The sequence below is a fragment of the Caballeronia cordobensis genome, from assembly GCF_001544575.2.
In the GTDB taxonomy this organism is placed as follows: Bacteria; Pseudomonadota; Gammaproteobacteria; order Burkholderiales; family Burkholderiaceae; genus Caballeronia; species Caballeronia cordobensis.
The window spans coordinates 15,201-34,396 of the sequence record NZ_FCNY02000028.1 but is presented as its reverse complement, the minus strand read 5'-3'; the positions used below and the strand labels follow the sequence as shown (position 1 = coordinate 34,396).

At 64.2% G+C, this 19,196-nt stretch carries 14 protein-coding genes and 2 tRNA genes; 6 read left to right on the top strand and 10 right to left on the bottom strand.

Features of this window, described 5'->3' with window-relative positions; all coding sequences use genetic code 11:
- Positions 1-81: 81 nt before the first annotated feature.
- From AWB70_RS34040 to pgi, 3 genes are all read left to right on the top strand, one after another.
- Positions 82-1,374, top strand: a complete 1,293-nt coding sequence (locus AWB70_RS34040; protein WP_053568135.1) for an FAD-dependent oxidoreductase — start codon at positions 82-84, stop codon at positions 1,372-1,374.
- Between the two features lie 78 nt (positions 1,375-1,452).
- On the top strand, positions 1,453-3,024 hold the full coding sequence (locus AWB70_RS34035) for an NAD(P)H-hydrate dehydratase (RefSeq protein WP_053568067.1): 1,572 nt from the start codon (positions 1,453-1,455) through the stop codon (positions 3,022-3,024).
- 206 nt (positions 3,025-3,230) lie between these two features.
- Positions 3,231-4,865, top strand: a complete 1,635-nt coding sequence (gene pgi / locus AWB70_RS34030) for a glucose-6-phosphate isomerase (protein ID WP_053568066.1) — start codon at positions 3,231-3,233, stop codon at positions 4,863-4,865.
- Between the two features lie 42 nt (positions 4,866-4,907).
- Here the strand turns inward: pgi and AWB70_RS34025 are convergent, their stop codons facing one another.
- Entirely contained in the window at positions 4,908-5,609 is a 702-nt protein-coding gene (locus tag AWB70_RS34025; protein WP_053568065.1) for an ABC transporter ATP-binding protein, read from the bottom strand.
- Between AWB70_RS34025 and AWB70_RS34020 the strand changes: the two genes are divergently transcribed.
- Positions 5,608-6,279: an arylesterase gene (locus AWB70_RS34020; protein ID WP_053568064.1), complete on the top strand. Its 672-nt coding sequence runs from the start codon at positions 5,608-5,610 to the stop codon at positions 6,277-6,279. The genes AWB70_RS34025 and AWB70_RS34020 overlap by 2 nt on opposite strands.
- Positions 6,280-6,402: 123 nt before the next feature.
- A complete protein-coding gene (locus AWB70_RS34015; RefSeq protein ID WP_045450482.1) occupies positions 6,403-6,741 on the top strand; it encodes a hypothetical protein in 339 nt (112 codons plus the stop codon).
- Positions 6,742-6,820: 79 nt separating this feature from the next.
- Here the strand turns inward: AWB70_RS34015 and AWB70_RS34010 are convergent, their stop codons facing one another.
- The 8 genes from AWB70_RS34010 to tig form a co-directional block, all read right to left on the bottom strand.
- The gene (locus AWB70_RS34010; RefSeq protein WP_045450481.1) at positions 6,821-8,743 is read right to left on the bottom strand and encodes a peptidylprolyl isomerase; all 1,923 of its coding nucleotides are present in this window, start codon (positions 8,741-8,743) and stop codon (positions 6,821-6,823) included.
- 294 nt (positions 8,744-9,037) lie between these two features.
- A tRNA-Asp gene (locus AWB70_RS34005) sits at positions 9,038-9,114 on the bottom strand.
- Between the two features lie 26 nt (positions 9,115-9,140).
- Positions 9,141-9,216: transfer RNA gene (locus tag AWB70_RS34000), tRNA-Val, on the bottom strand.
- 75 nt (positions 9,217-9,291) lie between these two features.
- A complete protein-coding gene (locus tag AWB70_RS33995; RefSeq protein ID WP_268760515.1) occupies positions 9,292-9,627 on the bottom strand; it encodes an HU family DNA-binding protein in 336 nt (111 codons plus the stop codon).
- Positions 9,628-9,851: 224 nt separating this feature from the next.
- The gene (gene lon, locus AWB70_RS33990; RefSeq protein ID WP_014191279.1) at positions 9,852-12,275 is read right to left on the bottom strand and encodes an endopeptidase La; all 2,424 of its coding nucleotides are present in this window, start codon (positions 12,273-12,275) and stop codon (positions 9,852-9,854) included.
- Positions 12,276-12,459: 184 nt separating this feature from the next.
- Positions 12,460-13,731 (bottom strand): ATP-dependent Clp protease ATP-binding subunit ClpX, encoded by a 1,272-nt coding sequence (gene clpX, locus AWB70_RS33985; protein ID WP_008349753.1) that lies wholly within the window; start codon positions 13,729-13,731, stop codon positions 12,460-12,462.
- Positions 13,732-13,903: 172 nt separating this feature from the next.
- Positions 13,904-14,557, bottom strand: coding sequence for an ATP-dependent Clp endopeptidase proteolytic subunit ClpP (gene clpP, locus AWB70_RS33980; protein WP_014191278.1), 654 nt, complete (start codon positions 14,555-14,557; stop codon positions 13,904-13,906).
- A 138-nt stretch (positions 14,558-14,695) separates the two neighbouring features.
- Positions 14,696-16,042 (bottom strand): trigger factor, encoded by a 1,347-nt coding sequence (tig, locus tag AWB70_RS33975; RefSeq protein ID WP_053568063.1) that lies wholly within the window; start codon positions 16,040-16,042, stop codon positions 14,696-14,698.
- A 539-nt stretch (positions 16,043-16,581) separates the two neighbouring features.
- Between tig and AWB70_RS33970 the strand changes: the two genes are divergently transcribed.
- Positions 16,582-17,739, top strand: a complete 1,158-nt coding sequence (locus AWB70_RS33970) for a glycerate kinase (protein WP_014191276.1) — start codon at positions 16,582-16,584, stop codon at positions 17,737-17,739.
- On the opposite strand, the gene AWB70_RS33965 is transcribed toward AWB70_RS33970, so the two are convergent.
- Positions 17,740-19,170 carry a PepSY-associated TM helix domain-containing protein gene (locus AWB70_RS33965; RefSeq protein ID WP_053568062.1) on the bottom strand — a complete coding sequence of 477 codons (1,431 nt, stop codon included), beginning with the start codon at positions 19,168-19,170 and terminating at the stop codon, positions 17,740-17,742.
- Between the last annotated feature and the right edge of the window lie 26 nt (positions 19,171-19,196).

Sequence of the window (19,196 nt, the reverse complement as noted above, 5' to 3'; positions counted from 1 at the left end):
AAGCCGCGCGGCCTCGGGCGCTTCCACGCGCGCGTCACGCCACGCTGCACTGCAATCTCGCGCCTTCGGGCACAAAAAGTCATGGATGTCATCGTCATCGGCGGAGGAATCGCCGGCATCGCCACCGCCTATCAGTTGCATGCGGCCGGTCACCGCGTCTGCGTGGTCGAGCGCCACGCGACCGTCGCGCAAGGCGCAACCTATGGGCAAGGCGGCGCGCTCCTGCCCTCGCCGCTCGATGTCTGGTTCGGCCCGACCTTCATGGCGTCGAGCCGGGCGAAGCAAAGCGGCATGATGGTGAAAACCGGCTTCGATTCCGCCGCGCGGGATTTCCTCAAGCAGCACGCGAGCTTGCGCGATCCCGACGCATTCACCGCGCAGTACGCGCGCCTGCAGCCGCTCGTCGCGATGTCGCGCGGCGTGCTGGCCGATATCGAAAGCCGCCTCGAACTCGATTTCGAGCAGCGCCGCGGCGTGCTGCACGTGTTTCGCCAGCAACGCGAGCTCGATGAAGCGCAGCCGGCCATCGCCCTGCTCAAGGCGTGCGGCGTGCCGCATCGCGTGCTGACGCCCGAGGAATGCGTCGCGGTCGAGCCGTCGGTGCCGGATCATCCCGAATTCGCGGGCGCCGTGCTGCTGCCCGAGGAGCGCACGGCGAACTGTCCGCTTTTCACCAAGCAGCTCAAGCAGGTGCTCGAAGACGAAGGCGTGCAGTTCCGCATGCATCGCGCGGTCGCGGCGCTGCGTCTGGACGGCGCGCGCGCGGCGGTCGAGCTGGCCGTGCCGAACGAAACCAGAAAGCGCAGCGCCGACGTCGAACTGATCGCCGCCGATGCGATCGTGGTCGCGGCGGGCGCGGGCACGCCGGCGCTCATCGGCGCGAACCCGTCGGCGGCGTCGCTGTTTCCGCTGCGCGTGCACACGCTCACCGCGCCCGTCGCCTATGAGGAGCGCGCGCCGCATCTCACGGTGGTCGATTCGATCAAGCGCATTACGATGACGCGCGTCAACCAGCGGCTGCGCGTGGGCGGCGCGGGCGTTTTCCAGAGTGCCGCCAAGGCCGGCAAGCCGCTCGACGCCGCGCTGTCCCGCCGCGCGCTCGACCTGCTCGGCCAGGGCACGCACGACTGGATTCCGGGCGCGGCGCGCGTGTCGGCTGCGCGCGCGTGGGATGGCGTGCGCCTCATGACCGTCGACGGCGTGCCGATGGTCGGCGCGACGCGGCATCCGCGCCTCTTCGTAAGCGCGGCGCACGGCCCGGCGGGCTGGGGCCTCGCGTGCGGGTCTGCTAAAGTGATCGCGGACCTCGTTTCCGGCGTCACGCCCGATCTGCCCGCCGATACCCTCGCCGCGCTGAGCCCCGAACGCTTCTAGCGGACCGGCGCGCCGGGCACGATCGCAGCACACGCCGGGTCGTCGAACGATTCGATTCCCGACACGCCTGCCGCCGCCATGACCGCCGCCCGTTCCCCCTACTTCACGCCCAAAGACGATCCCCTCGCGCTCCAGACGCTCGCCGAGCTGCGCACGCTCGAAGCGCGCGCAGCCGCGGCGCTGCCGCCGCATACGCTGATGGCGCGCGCGGGCGCGGCGGCCGCCCAGTGTCTCATCGACGCTCTGGACCACGATCCCGATGCCCGCGCCCTGCCCGTGTGGCTGGTCGCGGGCCCGGGCAACAATGGCGGCGATGCGCTCGTGATGGCGGAGCGGCTGCATCGCGCGGGCATCGCGGTGCGGGTGTGCATGCCGGTGGAAGTGAAACCCGACGATGCCCGCTGGGCGCTCCAATCTGCGCGCGCGGCGGGCGTGCCGATCGACGCCGAGGCGCCCGCCTCCTTCGACGGTTACGGCTGGCTCGTCGACGGCATGTTCGGCATCGGCCTCACGCGTCCGCTCGAAGGCGTGTTCGCGGAAATCGCCGCGCGCATGACGCGCCGGGCTCGGCAGTTGCACGACGGCGGCCGCGTGCTCGCGCTCGACGTTCCAAGCGGCCTGAACAGCGACACCGGTGCGCCGGTGAACGGCGGCGACGCCGTGCGCGCCACCGCCACCATTACCTTCATCGGGGCGAAGCCGGGGCACTTCACGTCGCTCGGACGCGATCTGACCGGCAAGCTCTTCGTCGCGACGCTCGACATCGACGCGAGCACCGCGCCGTCGATCGTGCTCAACGTGCCGGCGCTCTTCGGCGCGTGCATGCCGCCGCGCGACAACGCGACCAACAAGGGCACCTTCGGCTCGCTCGCCGTCATCGGCGGCGATACGGGCATGTGCGGCGCGCCGATTCTCGCCGCGCGCATGGCGCTCTTCGGCGGCGCGGGCAAGGTGCATGTTGCGTTCGTCGGCGAAGGTTTTCCGCCTTACGATCCGCCGCATCCCGAACTGATGCTGCATCGCGCCGACGGTTTCGCGCTCGAAAAAATGGACGCCCTCGCGATCGGTTGCGGCATGGGGACGACCCCGCGCGCCACCACCTTGCTCGCCGACGTGCTGAAGCTCGACATCCCGAAGCTGCTGGATGCCGACGCGCTCAATCTCGTCGCGCAGGACGAGGCGCTCGCCTCCGAGGTCGCGGCGCGCGGCGCGCAGGGCGATCCATGCATCCTGACGCCGCATCCGCTCGAAGCCGCGCGTCTGCTGCATACCGATGCGAAGGCGGTGCAGGCCGATCGCATCGCCGCCGCGCGCCAGCTCGCCGCGCGCTATGGCGCCATCGCCGTGCTGAAGGGATCGGGCACGGTGATCGCCTCGCCGGATGGCCGCGTCGCCGTGAATCCGACCGGCAACGCCGGACTCGCGACGGGCGGCACCGGCGACGTGCTCGGCGGATTGATCGGAGCATTGCTCGCGCAGAAACTGCCGGCATACGAGGCGGCGCTCGCCGGCGTCTGGCTGCACGGTCTCGCCGCGCAAACCCTCACCGACGGCGGCACCGGCCCGGCGGGCCTGACCGCGGGCGAACTCGCACCCGCGGTGCGCGGTCTCATCAACCGCCGCTTTTACGCGGAGCATGCGCAAAGCTGACGCCGCTCACGCGCATCGAGCGCGGCCGCTGTGACGCTTTGCAAGCATCCGTTCACGCATCGTCGCTATACTCTTTTTGATTCGGGCAACCGCGGCCTTAGTTGATGTGCAGTCGCGTTCACCAGACACGACACGCACGCACAGGCAAGCCGAGCCGCAATCGCACGAACGTATTCCTCTGTCACCTTCAGACTATCGGACCGCTCATGACCCAACCCTCGATGCTCAATTCGCTTCCTGCCTGGTCGGCGCTCCAGTCGCATCTCGATGCCATCTCCGGCGAGCGCCTGCGCGACTGGTTCGCCCCGGAAAACGACACCGCGCCCACGCGCGCCGAACGCCTGACCTTCGAAGGCGGCGGCCTCGCAATCGACTTCTCCAAGAACCGCGTCAAGGACGAAACGCTCAAGCTGCTCGTCGAGGTCGCGCAGCAAGCCAAGGTCACCGAGCGGCGCGATGCCATGTTCCGTGGCGACATCGTCAATATCACCGAGCATCGCGCGGTGCTCCATACGGCGCTGCGCGCGCAGTCGCCGGACGCGCCTTTTTACGATCAGGTGCAGAAAGAAAAGGCCAGGATGGCCGCTTTCTCCGATAAGGTCCGCGACGGCGCGTGGACCGGCTATACCGGCAAGCGCATTCGCCATGTGGTGAACATCGGCATCGGCGGGTCGGATCTCGGGCCGAAGATGGTCGTGCATGCGCTGCATCATCTCGCATCGAAGGAACTCGATACGCACTTCGTATCGAACGTCGATGGCGCCGATCTCTGGAACGTGCTGCAGCAAGTGGACGCCGAAGAGACGCTTGCGATCGTGGTCTCCAAAACGTTCACCACGCTCGAAACCATGACCAATGCGCACTCGATGCGCGACTGGTTCCTCAAGTCGGGCTGCCCCGAAGATCAACTGGCGAAGCATTTCGTCGGCGTGTCAGCGAACCCGGCCGAAGTCGTCAAATTCGGCATCGCGAAAGAAAACGTGTTCGAAATGTGGGACTGGGTCGGCGGCCGCTACTCGCTATGGTCGGCGGTTGGGCTGTCGATCATGCTGTCGGTCGGGCCGAAGCATTTCGACGAACTGCTGCAAGGCGCGGCCGCGATGGACGAGCACTTCCGCACGGCGCCGCTCGACAAGAATCTGCCCGTGCTGATGGGCATGATCGGCATCTGGTACCGCAATTTCTTCGGCTCGCAAAGCGACCTGATCGCGCCGTATTCGCAGGCGCTGCACTATCTGCCTTCGTATCTCCAGCAACTGGAGATGGAAAGCAACGGCAAGTCCGCGCGCCTCGACGGCAAGATGGTCGACTATCCGACCGCGGCGGTGATCTGGGGCGAGCCCGGCACGAACGGTCAGCACGCGTTCTTCCAGATGCTGCATCAGGGCCCGACGCTGATTCCGATCGACTTCATTGCCGTGCTGACGCCGGAGCATCCGCTCGTCGATCATCACGCGAAGCTGCTCGCGAACTGCTTCGCGCAAAGCGAGGCGCTGATGCTCGGCCGCACGCTCGAAGAAGCGAAGAAGGTCGCGGGCCCCGGCAAGGAAGAACTCGCGACGCATCTGAGCTTCCCCGGCAACCGTCCGACCACGACGATCATGCTCGATGCGCTCACGCCGCAAACGCTCGGCGCGCTCATCGCGCTTTACGAGCACAAGGTGCTGGTTCAGGGCACGGTGTGGGACGTCAACTCTTTCGATCAATGGGGCGTGGAACTCGGCAAGATTCTCGGCAAGGTCGTCGAGGCCGATATCACCGCGCAAAGCGCCGATCCGAAGAAGCACGACTCGTCGACTTCGACGCTCATCGAGCGGGCGCGCAAAGCGTTGAAGCGCTGATCCCGCCGATGCACACGCAAGCCCGCAGCGATGCGGGCTTCGTCATACGCTCAGGCCGTTGACGAGCCGCCCGGCTTCGATCGTTACCGTGGCGTCGCAGCGCTCCGCGAGTTCAGGGTCGTGCGTGACGAGCACGAGGGTCGCGCCGTTGCGGCGGTTCATTTCGAACATCAGATCGATGATCGCGTAGCCCGTGGCGGCGTCGAGGCTGCCGGTGGGTTCGTCGGCGAACAGCACGGCCGGATGCGTGACGAACGCGCGGGCGAGCGCAACCCGCTGCTGCTCGCCGCCGGACAGCAGCTTCGGATAGTGGCTCGTGCGCTGCGATAGGCCGACCTGATCGAGCAGCGACCGTGCGCGCGCGGCGATTTCAGCGTGCGGCATCTCGGCGCGCAATTCGAGCGGCAGCATCACGTTTTCGAGCGCGGTCAGATGCGGCATCAACTGGAACGACTGAAACACGAACCCGACGGCGCCGCTGCGCAACGCGGCGCGTTCGTCTTCGTTCAGGTTCGTCAGATCCTTGCCCAACAGACGAACCGAGCCTTGGCTCGCGCTGTCCAATCCCGCAAGCAGTCCGAGCAATGTCGATTTGCCCGAGCCCGACGCGCCGACGATCGCGACACTGCTGCCCTTCGCGATCGACAGATCGATCTGATCGAGAATCGTGAGCTCGCCTGTCGCGTCCTTCACCCGCTTGCTTAATCCCCGTACTTCGATGACCGGTTCGATATTGTTTTGCATGGACACTTTGAAAAAGAGCTTGCGCGGCTTCGTGCCCGCGATTGCGCTGGTGGCAACGGGCATCGCGCCCGCGCACGCCGCGGAAGTTCAGGCGGCCACCCAGACGAAACCCGCGATCGTCGTGCTGGGCGATAGCCTCTCGGCCGAATACGGCTTGCCGCGCGATACCGGCTGGGTGAATCTCTTGCGCGAGCGGCTGGCGAAGGAGCGTTTCGATTATAGCGTCGCCAATTCGAGCATCAGCGGCGACACCACGAGCGGCGGGCGCGCACGGCTCACCGCCGTGCTTTCGCGCATCAAGCCCGCCGTGGTGATCGTCGAACTCGGCGCGAACGATGCGCTGCGTGGCGTGCCGCTCGCGACCACGGAGACGAATCTGCGCGGTATTGTCGATGCATCGCAGGCCGCGCATGCGAAGGTTTTACTCATCGGCATGTACGTTCCACCCAATTACGGCCCGGACTACACGCAAAAGTTCCACGCCGTCTACGAGCGTATCGCGAAGGAGCGCAACGTGCCGCTCGTGCCCTTCCTGCTTGCCGGCATTGCTGACAAACCTGCCATGTTTCAGTCCGATCAGATCCATCCGACGGTGCAGGCCCAGCCTTTGCTGCTGGATAACGTCTGGCCAACCTTGAAACCCTTGCTGGGCGCCGCCGCCGTTCATTGACCGCGACGCCGGCCGCGACAGCTTTTTATCGACGCGGAACACGGCCACGATTCAGATATCTGAGACTTTCGCGTAACTCTTATAACCCCGCTCTTTTGTCGAGCGACTCTACAAGGAGGTCACGTGAAATACTTCCCTCTTCTCGCCCTGACCGTTGCGATCTCGGCCTGTGCCGCGCAGCCGCCCGCCGTGCAGCAAGTCGGCACGAGCCAGAAGGCGCCGAACGTGGTCGCGCAATGCGTCGCCCAGAAGTGGGCCGACAAGTCGCAGCAGCAAGTCGTGTCGCAGGACACGCTCGCGGGCGACAAGGCCGTCGACGTCTACGTCCCCGGCCAGCAGCCGCCCAATGGCGCGGCGGCCGTCGTTCGTCCGGCCACGACAGGCGCGGGCACGTGGGTCGGCTTCCGCGCGTCGGGCGCGGCCGGCAGCCAGGCGACCGGCGACATTCAGGCCTGCCTGTAAGCGACGCTTAGCCGTATCTCAAACAAAAGCCCCGCGACCTTTCGGACGCGGGGCTTTCTTGTATGCCGATGCGGATGGATCAGTTCGATGTCGGCGGCGGCGACTGGCTCAGCTTGACCTTCGAACGCGCCTTCAGCGAGCTCAGATAGGCCTCCATTTCAGCTTGCGCGTAGACTTGCGCGACTTGCTGCTGCGCACCCGCGAGACGGTCGGCCGCGACGGGCGTGGCTTTGTCGATGCCGTTCACGCGATAGATCGCGTAGCCGTCCGCACCGAGATCGACGCCGACATACGCGGGCAGCTTCGATGCATCCGCCTTGAAGATCGCGGATAGCGCCGCGGGCGGCAAGCCTTGCGCGTCGTTGCGCGACACCGTGACGGGCGACGTGAAACCATCGGCCGACTTCGACTTCTGCAGTTCCGCGAGCTTCGCCTCGCCTTCCTTCTTCGCCATCGCGGCGGCCAGGTCCGCGACGACCTTCTTGCGCACCTCGTCCTTTACGACGTCGAATGCGGGAACGCTCGACGCCTTGTAATCCGTCACGCGTGCGGCGATCAGCGTGTTGTTGCCGACATCGATCGCCTGCGTGTTGTTGCGGTCCTTCACCGAGTCCGGCGCGAAGATGGCCGCCAGCAGCTTCGGGTTGTTGAGTGGATTGTCCTGCGGCAACTGCGGATTCGGCTTCGGACCCACGGTCGCGGTCTGGATCGCGAGCTTGTATTTGTCCGCCGCCGGTTGCAGCGACTTCGCCTTTTCGTAGACGAGATCGGTGAAGCCTTGCGCGGCGTCGGCGAAGCCCTTCGTGCCCTGCTGCGCCGTGTAGTCCTTCGCGAGCGCGTCCTTCACTTCATCGAACGGCTTCGTGATGGACGGCTTCACGTCGGTCGCCTCGATGATGTGATAGCCGAAGTCCGACTCGACGATATTGCTCACCTCGCCCTTCTTGAGGCCGAACGCGGCGTCATCGAACGCCTTGCCGCCCGCGATCTGGCCGCGTGCGAAGTAGCCGAGATCGCCGCCCTTGTTCGCCGAACCTGGGTCCTCCGAGTTCTTCTGCGCGATCTGCGCGAACTGGTCCGGATGCGCCTTCACTTGCGCGAGCAGTTCTTCGGCTTTCTGCTTTGCCTTCGCTTTATCGGCGGCGCTCGCGTCTTTCGGCGCGTTCACGAGAATATGGCTCGCGCGCACTTCCGCTTCGGTGCGATAGCGCTGGATGTTGTCGTCGTAGTACTTCTTCAGATCGGCGTCGCTCGGTTTGGAGGCCGCCGCGATCGTCGACGGCGACAGCACGAGGTACTGAATCGTCGCGGTTTCGGGCGTCGCGAATTCATTGCGATGCGCTTCGTAGAACGCCGTGAGTTGCGCGTCGGTCGGCTGGATTTTCGCGGCGTAATCGGCCGTGCGCAGCGACAGGCCCTGCACGGAGCGCTTTTGCTCGGCGAGTTCCGTGAGGCTTTGCGCGAGCGACTTCGACGTGAACGACGAGCCCTGAATGCTGCCTGGAATCTGCTCGGTCGCGAGCGTATAGCGCATGCGCTCGTCGTACTGCTCGGGCGTCATGCCCTGCATGGCGAGCAGTTGCTTGTAACGGTCGAGATCGATGCTTCCGTCGGGCTTTTTCAGCGACGAGATCACCGGATCGGTCATGAGCGCGCGACGCACGGCGTCATCCGATGCGGTCAGATGCAGTCGCTGCGTTTCGTCGGCCATCGCCCGCTGCTGCACGAGGCTGTCGACCATTGCGGCGCGCGTTTCGGGCGTGTCGAACATCTTGGCGTCGAACTGGGCGCCGAGCATCGAGCGCGCGCGGTCCACTTGCTGGCGGAAGGCGCTGTCGAATTCGGCACGCGTGATCTTGTGGCCGTTGACGCTGGCGACGTAAGAACTCTCGTCGAAGTAATTGCTGAAACCCTGAATCCCGACCATGCCCAGACCGGGCACGATGATAAGGATCAGCAAGGCCATCATCAGCCGCTGGTGATTTCGGAAGAAGTCGAGCATGCGTAGCGCTGCGTTGTCAGAACAAAACGCTCGATATTACAACAGTGGCGGAGGAAAAGGCGAAAGGCGGGAGCGGATCGGTTTCTTCGAAGGATCGGGCGCGTGGAGCGTGAACCGTTGCAAGCGGGAGATTGCTTTATTTATCAATCGCTTAAAGTGCGATCGAAGCAATTTGCGTGATCCGCGTTTCGTGTCGCGTAACGATAATTAGCACTCTTGATCGACTGCCAGTTGCGCTACGCAAACAAAAAATCCCGCACGCTTTTCAGCGGACGGGATTTTCTGATTGATTCTTGGCGGAGCGGACGGGACTCGAACCCGCGACCCCCGGCGTGACAGGCCGGTATTCTAACCAACTGAACTACCGCTCCTGGGTAGCGCGCAATGAACAGAGACCTGGTGGGTGCTGAGAGGCTCGAACTCCCGACCTACGCCTTGTAAGGGCGCCGCTCTACCAACTGAGCTAAGCACCCGGTCCGCAAATTCACTTGGTTTGCGCTGCGCTGAAACCGGGCTTCGTGTTGAAAGCGCCGTATCCAGCGAGTCCGCTAGTTTAGCGCATCCTTCAACGCTTTGCCAGGGCGAAATTTCGGGACCTTCGCGGCCTTGATCTTGATCGCGTCGCCGGTGCGCGGGTTGCGTCCGGTGCGTGCCGTGCGCTTGCCCACCGCGAACGTGCCGAAGCCGACGAGCGTCACCGTGCCGCCCTTCTTCAGCGTTGCGCGCACGCCGCCGATGACCGCGTCGAGCGCGCGGCCGGCGGCGGCCTTGGAGATGTCGGCTTGCTGCGCGATATGGTCGATCAGTTCCGTCTTGTTCATCGTATTCCCCGAATCAGAATTGGCACGTTGTAGTCGATGTGGCCATGCATCGACGTCAGCCATCGATGCGGCCAGTCATGTCGATAAGTCTGGATGCGGCGCTCATTTAACTTAGCCGAAAGACGCGTGTCAACGGGGGTTGAGCCTGATTCGGCGCGGTTTGCCGGCGCATTAGAGAACGTATTCGAAAATGCCGCGCGCAAAAAAGAAAACCCGCGGGGATGAACCCGCGGGTTTTTAGCAACGATCACTCAACACAGCGGGGAACGCCGTGTTGCGCGAAGCGTTTAGTGCTTCACGACCTCGCCCGAAGCCGGCGCATCTTTCTGCGTTTCGGCAGCGACCGGCGTCGATTTGGCTTCGTCTTCCGGCAGCGACTCCGGCGTGCGCTCCAGTGCCAGTTCCAGCACGCGATCGATCCATCGAACCGGCACGATCTCGATGGCGTTCTTCACGTTGTCGGGAATGTCGGCCAGATCCTTCGTGTTTTCCTCGGGGATCAGCACGAGCTTGATGCCGCCGCGATGCGCCGCCAGCAGCTTCTCCTTCAACCCGCCGATCGGCAGCACTTCGCCGCGCAGCGTGATTTCGCCCGTCATCGCGACATCCGCGCGAACCGGAATACCCGTGAGCACCGACACCAGCGCCGTGGTCATCGCGATACCGGCGGACGGACCGTCCTTCGGCGTCGCGCCTTCGGGCACGTGGATGTGGATGTCCTTCTTCTCGAACGACTCATCCGTGATACCCAGACGGCGCGAACGCGAACGCACCACCGAGCGTGCCGCTTCGACCGATTCCTTCATCACGTCGCCGAGCGAACCCGTGCGGATCACGCCGCCCTTGCCGGGCATGACCGCCGCTTCGATCGTCAGCAGATCGCCGCCGACTTCCGTCCACGCGAGACCCGTCACCTGGCCGATCTGGTTGTCCTTCGCGGCCAGACCGAAGTCGTACTTGCGCACGCCGAGGAAGGTGTCGAGGTTGGAGCCATCGACCTTCACCGCGCCTTCGGCCTTCTTCAGCAGCAACATCTTCACGACCTTGCGGCAGATCTTCGATATTTCACGTTCGAGCGAACGCACGCCCGCTTCACGCGTGTAGTAACGAATGATGTCGCGGATAGCCTGTTCCGTGACGTCGATCTCGCCTTCCTTCAGGCCGTTGTTGCGCTTCTGCTTCGGCAACAGATAACGTTGCGCGATGCTGACCTTCTCGTCTTCCGTGTAACCCGACAGACGGATGACTTCCATCCGGTCGAGCAGCGGCGGCGGAATGTTCAGCGAATTCGACGTCGCGACGAACATCACGTCCGACAGGTCGAAGTCCACTTCGATGTAGTGGTCCGCGAACGTGTGGTTCTGCTCCGGATCGAGCACTTCGAGCAGCGCGGACGCCGGATCGCCGCGGAAATCCATGCCCATCTTGTCGACTTCGTCGAGCAGGAAGAGCGGATTGCGCACGCCGACCTTCGCCAGGCTTTGCAGGATCTTGCCGGGCATCGAACCGATGTACGTACGGCGGTGCCCACGGATCTCGGACTCGTCGTGCACGCCGCCGAGCGCCATGCGCACGAACTTGCGGTTCGTCGCGCGCGCGATCGACTGGCCGAGCGAGGTCTTACCCACGCCAGGAGGCCCGACGAGGCAGAGAATCGGCGCCTTCACCTTCTCGACGCGTTGCTGAACCGCGAGATATTCGAGGATGCGTTCCTTGACCTTTTCGAGACCGAAATGGTCTTCGTCGAGCACGCGCTCCGCGTTCGTGAGGTCGTTGTTGACCTTGCTCTTCTTGCGCCACGGCAGGCCGATCAGCGTGTCGATGTAGTTGCGCACGACGGTCGCTTCCGCGGACATCGGCGACATCAGCTTGAGCTTCTTGAGCTCCGCATCGGCCTTCTTCTTGGCTTCCTTCGGCATGCGCGCGGCGGTGATGCGCTTCTCGAGTTCTTCGAGATCCGCGCCCTCTTCGCCTTCGCCCAGTTCCTTCTGGATCGCCTTGACCTGCTCGTTCAGGTAGTACTCGCGCTGGCTCTTTTCCATCTGGCGCTTCACGCGGCCGCGAATGCGCTTCTCGACTTGCAGAATGTCGATTTCGGCTTCGAGCTGGGCGAGCAGATGTTCGAGACGCTCGATCACAGGGAACATCTCGAGGATGTGCTGCTTCTGGTCGAGCTTGAGCGGCAGATGCGCGGCGATGGTGTCCGCAAGACGACCCGCTTCATCGATACCCGACAGCGACGTCAGTATCTCCGGCGGAATCTTCTTGTTGAGCTTCACGTACTGATCGAACTGCGAGACGATCGCGCGGCGCAGCGCTTCGGTTTCAGCGCTGTCGGCGTGATCGGGCTCGAGCGGCATCACGTCGCAGGAGAACTGCGTTTCCTGCTCTTCGATCGAAAGCGTTTTCGCGCGCTGCAGCCCTTCGACGAGCACTTTCACCGTGCCGTCGGGCAGCTTGAGCATTTGCAGGATGTTGGCGACACATCCCACTTCGTACATGTCCTTTTCGGTCGGCTCGTCCTTCGCCGCCGTTTTCTGGGCGACGAGCATGATGTGCTTGCCGCCTTCCATCGCGGCTTCGAGGGCCTTGATCGACTTGGGCCGCCCCACGAAGAGCGGAATCACCATATGCGGGAAAACGACTACGTCGCGCAGCGGGAGCAGCGGCAGCGTAATGCGTTCCTGCGGGAGGAGTTGGGTTCCTGACATTTCATTTCCCCATTAATGGAATCAGTTCAGTCGTAAGTAAGGCCGTTCAGAGCTATTGCAAGCCTTTATCGGAAGGGAAAAGTCGTTAGTCAAAGATCGCGTCAGTAACATCCACATTAAACCGGAAAAAATAAAAGGCCGTTCACGTCGCCATGAACGGCCTTTCGCCGACACACAGCCTGCTTCAGTTCGAACCAGCTACTTTCGGCGCGTCTTCGTAGATGAGCAGCGGCTTGCCGTCGCCGTCGATCGTGTTGTCGTCGACGATCACCTTCGAAACGCCTTTCATCGTCGGCAGTTCGTACATCACGTCGAGCAACGCCTGTTCCAGAATCGAACGCAGGCCGCGCGCGCCGGTCTTGCGGCGAATCGCCTTCTGCGCGATGGCCTGAAGCGCCGCCGGGCGGATTTCAAGTTCGACGCGCTCCATCGCGAAGAGCTTGTGATACTGCTTCACGAGCGCGTTCTTCGGCTCGATCAGAATCTTCACGAGCGCGGCTTCGTCGAGCTTGCCGAGCGTCGCCACAACGGGCAGACGACCGATCAGCTCGGGAATCAGACCGAACTTGATCAGATCTTCCGGCTCGACTTCGCGCAGCACTTCGCCCGCGTCGCGGTCCTGCTTGCTCTTCACGCTCGCGCCGAAACCGATTCCGGTTTTCTCGGTGCGATCGGTGATGACTTTTTCCAGCCCGTCGAACGCGCCGCCGCAGACGAACAGGATGTTGGTCGTATCGACCTGGATGAAGTCCTGATTCGGATGCTTGCGTCCGCCCTGCGGCGGCACCGACGCCATCGTGCCTTCGATCAGCTTGAGCAGCGCCTGCTGGACACCCTCGCCCGACACGTCGCGCGTGATGGACGGGTTGTCCGACTTGCGGCTGATCTTGTCGATTTCGTCGATGTAAACGATTCCGCGCTGCGCCTTGTCGACTTCGTAGTTGCAGTTCTGGAGCAGCTTCTGAATGATGTTCTCGACGTCCTCGCCGACGTAACCGGCTTCGGTCAGCGTCGTTGCGTCCGCGATCACGAACGGCACATTCAGCATGCGTGCAAGCGTCTGCGCGAGCAGCGTCTTGCCCGAGCCGGTCGGCCCGATCAAGAGAATGTTGCTCTTCGACAGCTCGATATCGTCCTTCTTGTCGAGATGCTTGAGCCGCTTGTAGTGGTTGTACACGGCCACCGCGAGAATCTTCTTCGCGCGTTCCTGGCCGATCACGTACTGATTGAGGATATCGCTGATTTCCTGCGGGCTCGGCAGGTCGGACTTGGTCAGCCCGGCCTCTTCCGCCGCGCCGGCCGCTTCGTCGCGAATGATCTCGTTGCACAGGTCGATACATTCATCGCAGATGAACACCGACGGCCCAGCGATGAGTTTCTTGACCTCATGCTGGCTTTTTCCGCAGAACGAGCAATACAGCAGCTTTTCGCTACTGGAACCTTTTTTGTCCGCCATAAATGTGTAAGCCTCCGGACACTCTTGTTACATGATACGCCCATCGATTCCCCCTCGCAGATTCGACCCCGCGAGGGCAAACGAAGCGCGTTTGGCGTTGCGCCGCGTGCGCGACATCGTCACTGTGCCGGCTCGTCTCCGAGGGGCCGGCGCGGCGCCGCTCCGGACGCCTTCAGGGACGCTTGTGAAGCACCTGGTCGACGATGCCGTAAGCCTGTGCGTCGTCGCCCGACATGAAGTTGTCGCGATCCGTGTCGCGCGCGATGCGCTCGACCGGTTGACCCGTGTGATGCGACAACAACTGGTTCAGACGTTCCTTCAGGTACAGGATTTCCCGCGCCTGGATTTCGATGTCCGATGCCTGGCCACGCGCGCCGCCGAGCGGCTGGTGAATCATCACGCGTGCGTTCGGCAGCGCGACGCGCTTGCCCTTCGCGCCCGACGCCAGCAGGAACGCGCCCATGCTCGCGGCGAGACCCATACACAGCGTGGACACGTCCGGCTTCACGAACTGCATGGTGTCGTAGATCGCCATGCCGGCCGAAACCGAGCCGCCCGGGCTGTTGATGTACAGGCTGATGTCCTTGTCGGGATTCTCGCTTTCGAGGAACAGCAACTGCGCGACGACCAGATTCGCCGACTGGTCGTTCACTTCACCGACGAGAAACACCACGCGCTCCTTGAGGAGACGCGAGTAGATGTCATAGGCACGCTCGCCGCGGCCGCTCGTTTCCACGACCATCGGAACGAGGCCGAGCGCCTGGGCTTCGAAGTCCCGCGGTGCGTGGGACGCCAACGTGTCGAGCAATTCAGCGCGAAAGGTCATGCAATTTCCTTGTTCGGAATAAGGGTACTGAACGACAAAGGAACATCGACTAGAACGGCATGCAAACGCCCAAACTTTAATGCAAAAAAGGCGTGCGAGCCGTCATCCGACGACTCCGCACGCCCCCTGCCTCACGCGTCAGGCTTGCGCCGTTGCGCTGGCCAGTTCCTCGAAGCTGACTTCCTTGTCGGTCACTTTGGCCTTGCCCAGGACGAAATCGACGACGTTGCTTTCCACGACGTACGCTTCCATCTCGGCGAGGCGCTGCTGGTTCGAATAATACCAGCGGACGACTTCCTTCGGGTCTTCGTAGCTCTTGGCGAATTCGTCCACTTCAGCGCGGATCTGCTCGGGCTTCGCCTGCAGTTCGTTCGCCTTCACCAGCTCGGCCAGCACGAGGCCCAGCTTCACGCGGCGCTCGGCCTGCTCGGCGAACATTTCGGCCGGGATCGGCGCGTCGGCGGCGTTCGGCACGCCGCGCTGCTGCAGATCCTGACGCGCCATTTCGACGAGGCGCTGCTGATCCTGCTCGATCAGCGCCTTCGGCACGTCCAGGTCCGAAATCTTCAGGAGCGCGTCCATGACCTGGTTCTTCACGATCTGCTGCGTGCGGCGCTTGGCTTCGCGCTCCAGGTTGTCCTTGATTTCGGTGCGCATCTTCGTGAGATCGCCGTCTTCGATGCCGAGCGACTTCGCGAAATCCGCGTCGATTTCCGGCAGGTGCGGCCACTCGATCTTCTTGATGGTGATCGTGAACTGCGCCGTTTTGCCCGCCACGTCCTTGCCGTGGTAGTCGTCCGGGAACTTGAGGTCGAATTCCTTCGATTCGCCGACCTTCAGGCCGGTTGCAGCCTGCTCGAACTCGGGCAGCATGCGGCCTTCGCCCAGCACGAACGCGAAGTCTTCCGCGCTGCCGCCTTCGAATGCCACGCCTTCGATCTTGCCGACGAAGTCGAGCGTCACGCGGTCGCCGTCCTTGGCCGCGACGTCACCACCGCCGTCGCCGTGCTCGCCGGCTTCGCCGCGTGCGTGGAAGTGCACGCGCTGCTTGCGCAGGATGTCCAGCGTGCGGTCGACTTCCGCTTCGGAGATGGTCGTGACCGTACGTTCGATCTCGGCGTTCGCGACGTCGCCCAGCTGCACTTCGGGATAGACCTCGAAGGTCGCGTCGAACGCGTACTGGTCTTCCGTGCCTTCGGCCTTCGGCGCGAAGCTCGGCTGGCCCGCAACGCGCAGGTTCTCGGCGCGCGTGACGTCGAAGAATTCCTTGCCGACCTTGTCGCTCAGCACTTCGGCTTCGACCTGGCCGCCATACTGCTGCGTCACCATCTTGAGCGGCACCTTGCCCGGGCGGAAACCCGGCATGCGCACGTTCTTGGCCAACTGGCGGATACGCGAATCGACTTCCTTCTGCACCGAATCTTTCGGCAGGGAAATGGTCACGCGGCGTTCGAGCTTGCCGAGGTTTTCAACAACGTTAGCCATGGCTGAAATCGTCCTAAAGTAAATCGTGAATTCGGTGTTCGGTTCTTCCGCGGTTCTAAAGGCGCGGGTCCGGATGCGAGCTCTGCGCGAGCCGGCCGAAATCGACGCCTGGCGCCGTAAGACCCGCGCAGAGCGCGTCTGCCAGGTCTGCACGGTAGTGCCGGATCGTCGTCCGACACGGTGTCAGTCAACAGAGCCAAGTATTCTAGCAAACAAATTCCGCGTGGCCCGGACAAGGGCATGCGATCCGGCCGGTTCGACGCGATTTCGCCAGAAAAGCGCCCGATTTTCCGCCGGATTTCGGCGTAAATCCGCGTTTTGCCGGCACGCGCGCGCGGGCACAATTCCGGTTATCGGCACGCCGCTATTTTGCGGCGCGAGCCACGCTGATAAGCTTGCCGGCGCATGATTCACGCGACGAAGCCGCCTGCCGCGCGATGCATTGCCGCACTGCATGAAGCGCATGCGGCGAAGGCATACATTGGGCCTCGCCGCGGCTTTTCAATCGAACCCTTCCACATCAGAACATTCGAGACACCATGCCCAACGCCACGCCTGTCACGTCCGCTGCTCCCGTCGTCGTCATCGCTCCCGATTCGTTCAAGGGCTCGCTTTCCGCCGAAGGCGTCGCGAACGCCATTGCGGAAGGCATCAGGCGCGCGCGGCCGGACGCCGACATCCGCATCCGCCCGATGGCCGACGGCGGCGAAGGCACGCTCGACGCGATGCTCTCGGCGGGCGGCGAGCGCCGCATGCTCAACGTGCGCGGCGCGGCAGCCGCGCGCCGCGACGCCGCGACCGGCCTGCTCGCCGACGGCGGCGCGATCGTGGAGACGGCGGAAGTCGTCGGCATCACCGATCCGGACGGCATGGCCGTGCCCGTCACCGAGCGCAGCACGCTCGGCATGGGCGAGGCGATCCGCGCGCTGCTCGATTCCGGCGCGCGCACGTTCTACGTCGCGCTCGGCGGCAGCAGCACGAACGACGGCGGCGCGGGCCTGCTCGTCGGCCTCGGGCTCAAGCTGTTCGATGCGAACGGCAAGGAACTCGCGCCGGTGCCCTCGGCGCTGGCGCAGATTGCGCGCATCGATGCCTCGGGGCTCGATCCGCGTGTGAAGGAGGCGCAGTTCGTCGGCATGTCCGACGTCGACAATCCGCTGACGGGCGACCACGGCGCGACCGCGGTTTTCGGACCGCAAAAAGGCGTAAGCGCGGAGCAAGTGGCGACCATCGACGCCGCCCTGACCCATTTCGCCGATCTGCTCGAACCGGCGATGGGCGTCGAAAAGCGCAACGAACCGGGCGCGGGCGCGGCGGGCGGCCTCGGCTTCGCGCTGCACATGCTCGGCGCGCGCTTCGAGACGGGCGCGGAAGTCGTCGCGCGCGAGATCGGGCTCGATGCCGCGCTCGAAGGCGCGAACTGGCTGATCACGGGCGAAGGCCGCTCGGACGTGCAGACGCTGCACGGCAAGGCGCCGTTCATCGCCTGCAAGCACGCGCGCGCGGCGGGCGTGCCGGCTTCCCTGCTCTCCGGCGCGGTCGATTCGGCCGCGCTGCCGCGTCTTTCCGAATTTTTCAGCGGCTGCTTCTCGCCCGCGCCGGGCCCGATCACGCTCGATGTCGCCATCCGCGACGCCGCGCGATTGCTCGCGAACGAAGCCGAGCAACTCACGCGGCTGCGCTTCGGCGCGGTCTGATCAGGCGGGCGCGCGCTTCGCACCGAATGCGAGGCGGTCGATGCACCAGACCGCGAGCATCGTCGCGCCCATCAACGGGAAAATCATGCCCAGCACGGTCAGCGAGCCGCGCCAAACGCGCATCGGCGGGCGCTTCGCGGGCCGAGCCGGTGCGCCGAGCGCGCGGGCGGGCCGGCGCTTCATCCACATGACGAAGCCCGTCACCGCGAGCGCCGCGAGTCCGAGCGAGATCGCCGAACTGACGAGCTGATTCGCGAAGCCGAAGTAGCGCCCCATATGCAGCGACGTTCCGTACGAGATCCATTGCGCTACGCGCCCGTAGCTGCCGTAACCGATGTCGGAAAGCACGCGCCCGCTGTACTGATCGATGTGCAGCGTGCGTTCCGCGCGCGGATCGGCGGGGAAGTACGACACCGTGTAGACGCCCGTCGGCGTGGTCGGCAACGCGATGCCGTAGTCGTCGGCGACGCCCTGCTTCGCGGCGAGCGTCACGACGTCGTCGAGCGAAACGCGTTGGGTTTGCGCCGATGCCTGCGCGCTGTCCGGCACCTGCGTCGCGCCGACGGCCCACGGCGTCTGATGCAGCGGCAGATCGTCCATCTTCATGTTCATGCCGTGCATCGCGTGTTCATCGTTCGATGCCGATGCCGATGGCGCCGTCGAGCGCACATGCGCTTCGCCCCACGCGCCCTTCGGATACCCGAGCGACGCCGATGTCGCGAGCGCCTTGAACTCCTTGCCCCATGAACCCGACCACGGCAGCCCGGAGAGCACGAAGAACAGCGCGCCGAGCGCGAGCCAGATGCCGCCGACCGCATGCAGATCGCGCCACCACGCGCGGCCCGTCAGCGAGAGCCGCGGCAGCCACACACCGCCCTTGCTTTGCCGGCCGGGCCACCACAGCGCGATGCCCGTGCCGATCATCACGAGCGTCCAGCAGCCGGCAAGCTCCATCACGAGCTCGCCGGTTTTGCCGAGCATCAGGCCGCGATGCAGATTGCGCACCTGCTTCATCAGCCGATGCTCGACGGAAAGCGTGCCGAGCACCGCGCCATCGTACGGATTCACGTACACGCTTTCGCTCTCGCCCGAAGGCAGCCGGAACACGAACTCGGCGCTCCTCGCGCGGTCGGTTTCGATTTGCGCGAGCGTCGGCACCGCGCCGCGCGGCTCGCTCGCGGCGGCCTTCGCGAGCAGGACATCGCGCGAAAGCTGGGGACCGTGCGAGTCCGCGACGACCATCCTGTCGCGATACAAAAGCGGCTCGATCTGCGGCTGAAAACAATAAATGGTGCCGGTGATGGCGAGCACGAGGAGCAGCGGCATCACGAAAAGCGCCGCATAGAAATGCCAGCGCCACAGCGTGCGGCGATGCGCGATGACTTCCACTTCCGGCGTGGCCGCGGCGGCGTTCAAATTGGGTGCGAGCATGACGATTCTCGTTGAATGTGTGCGTT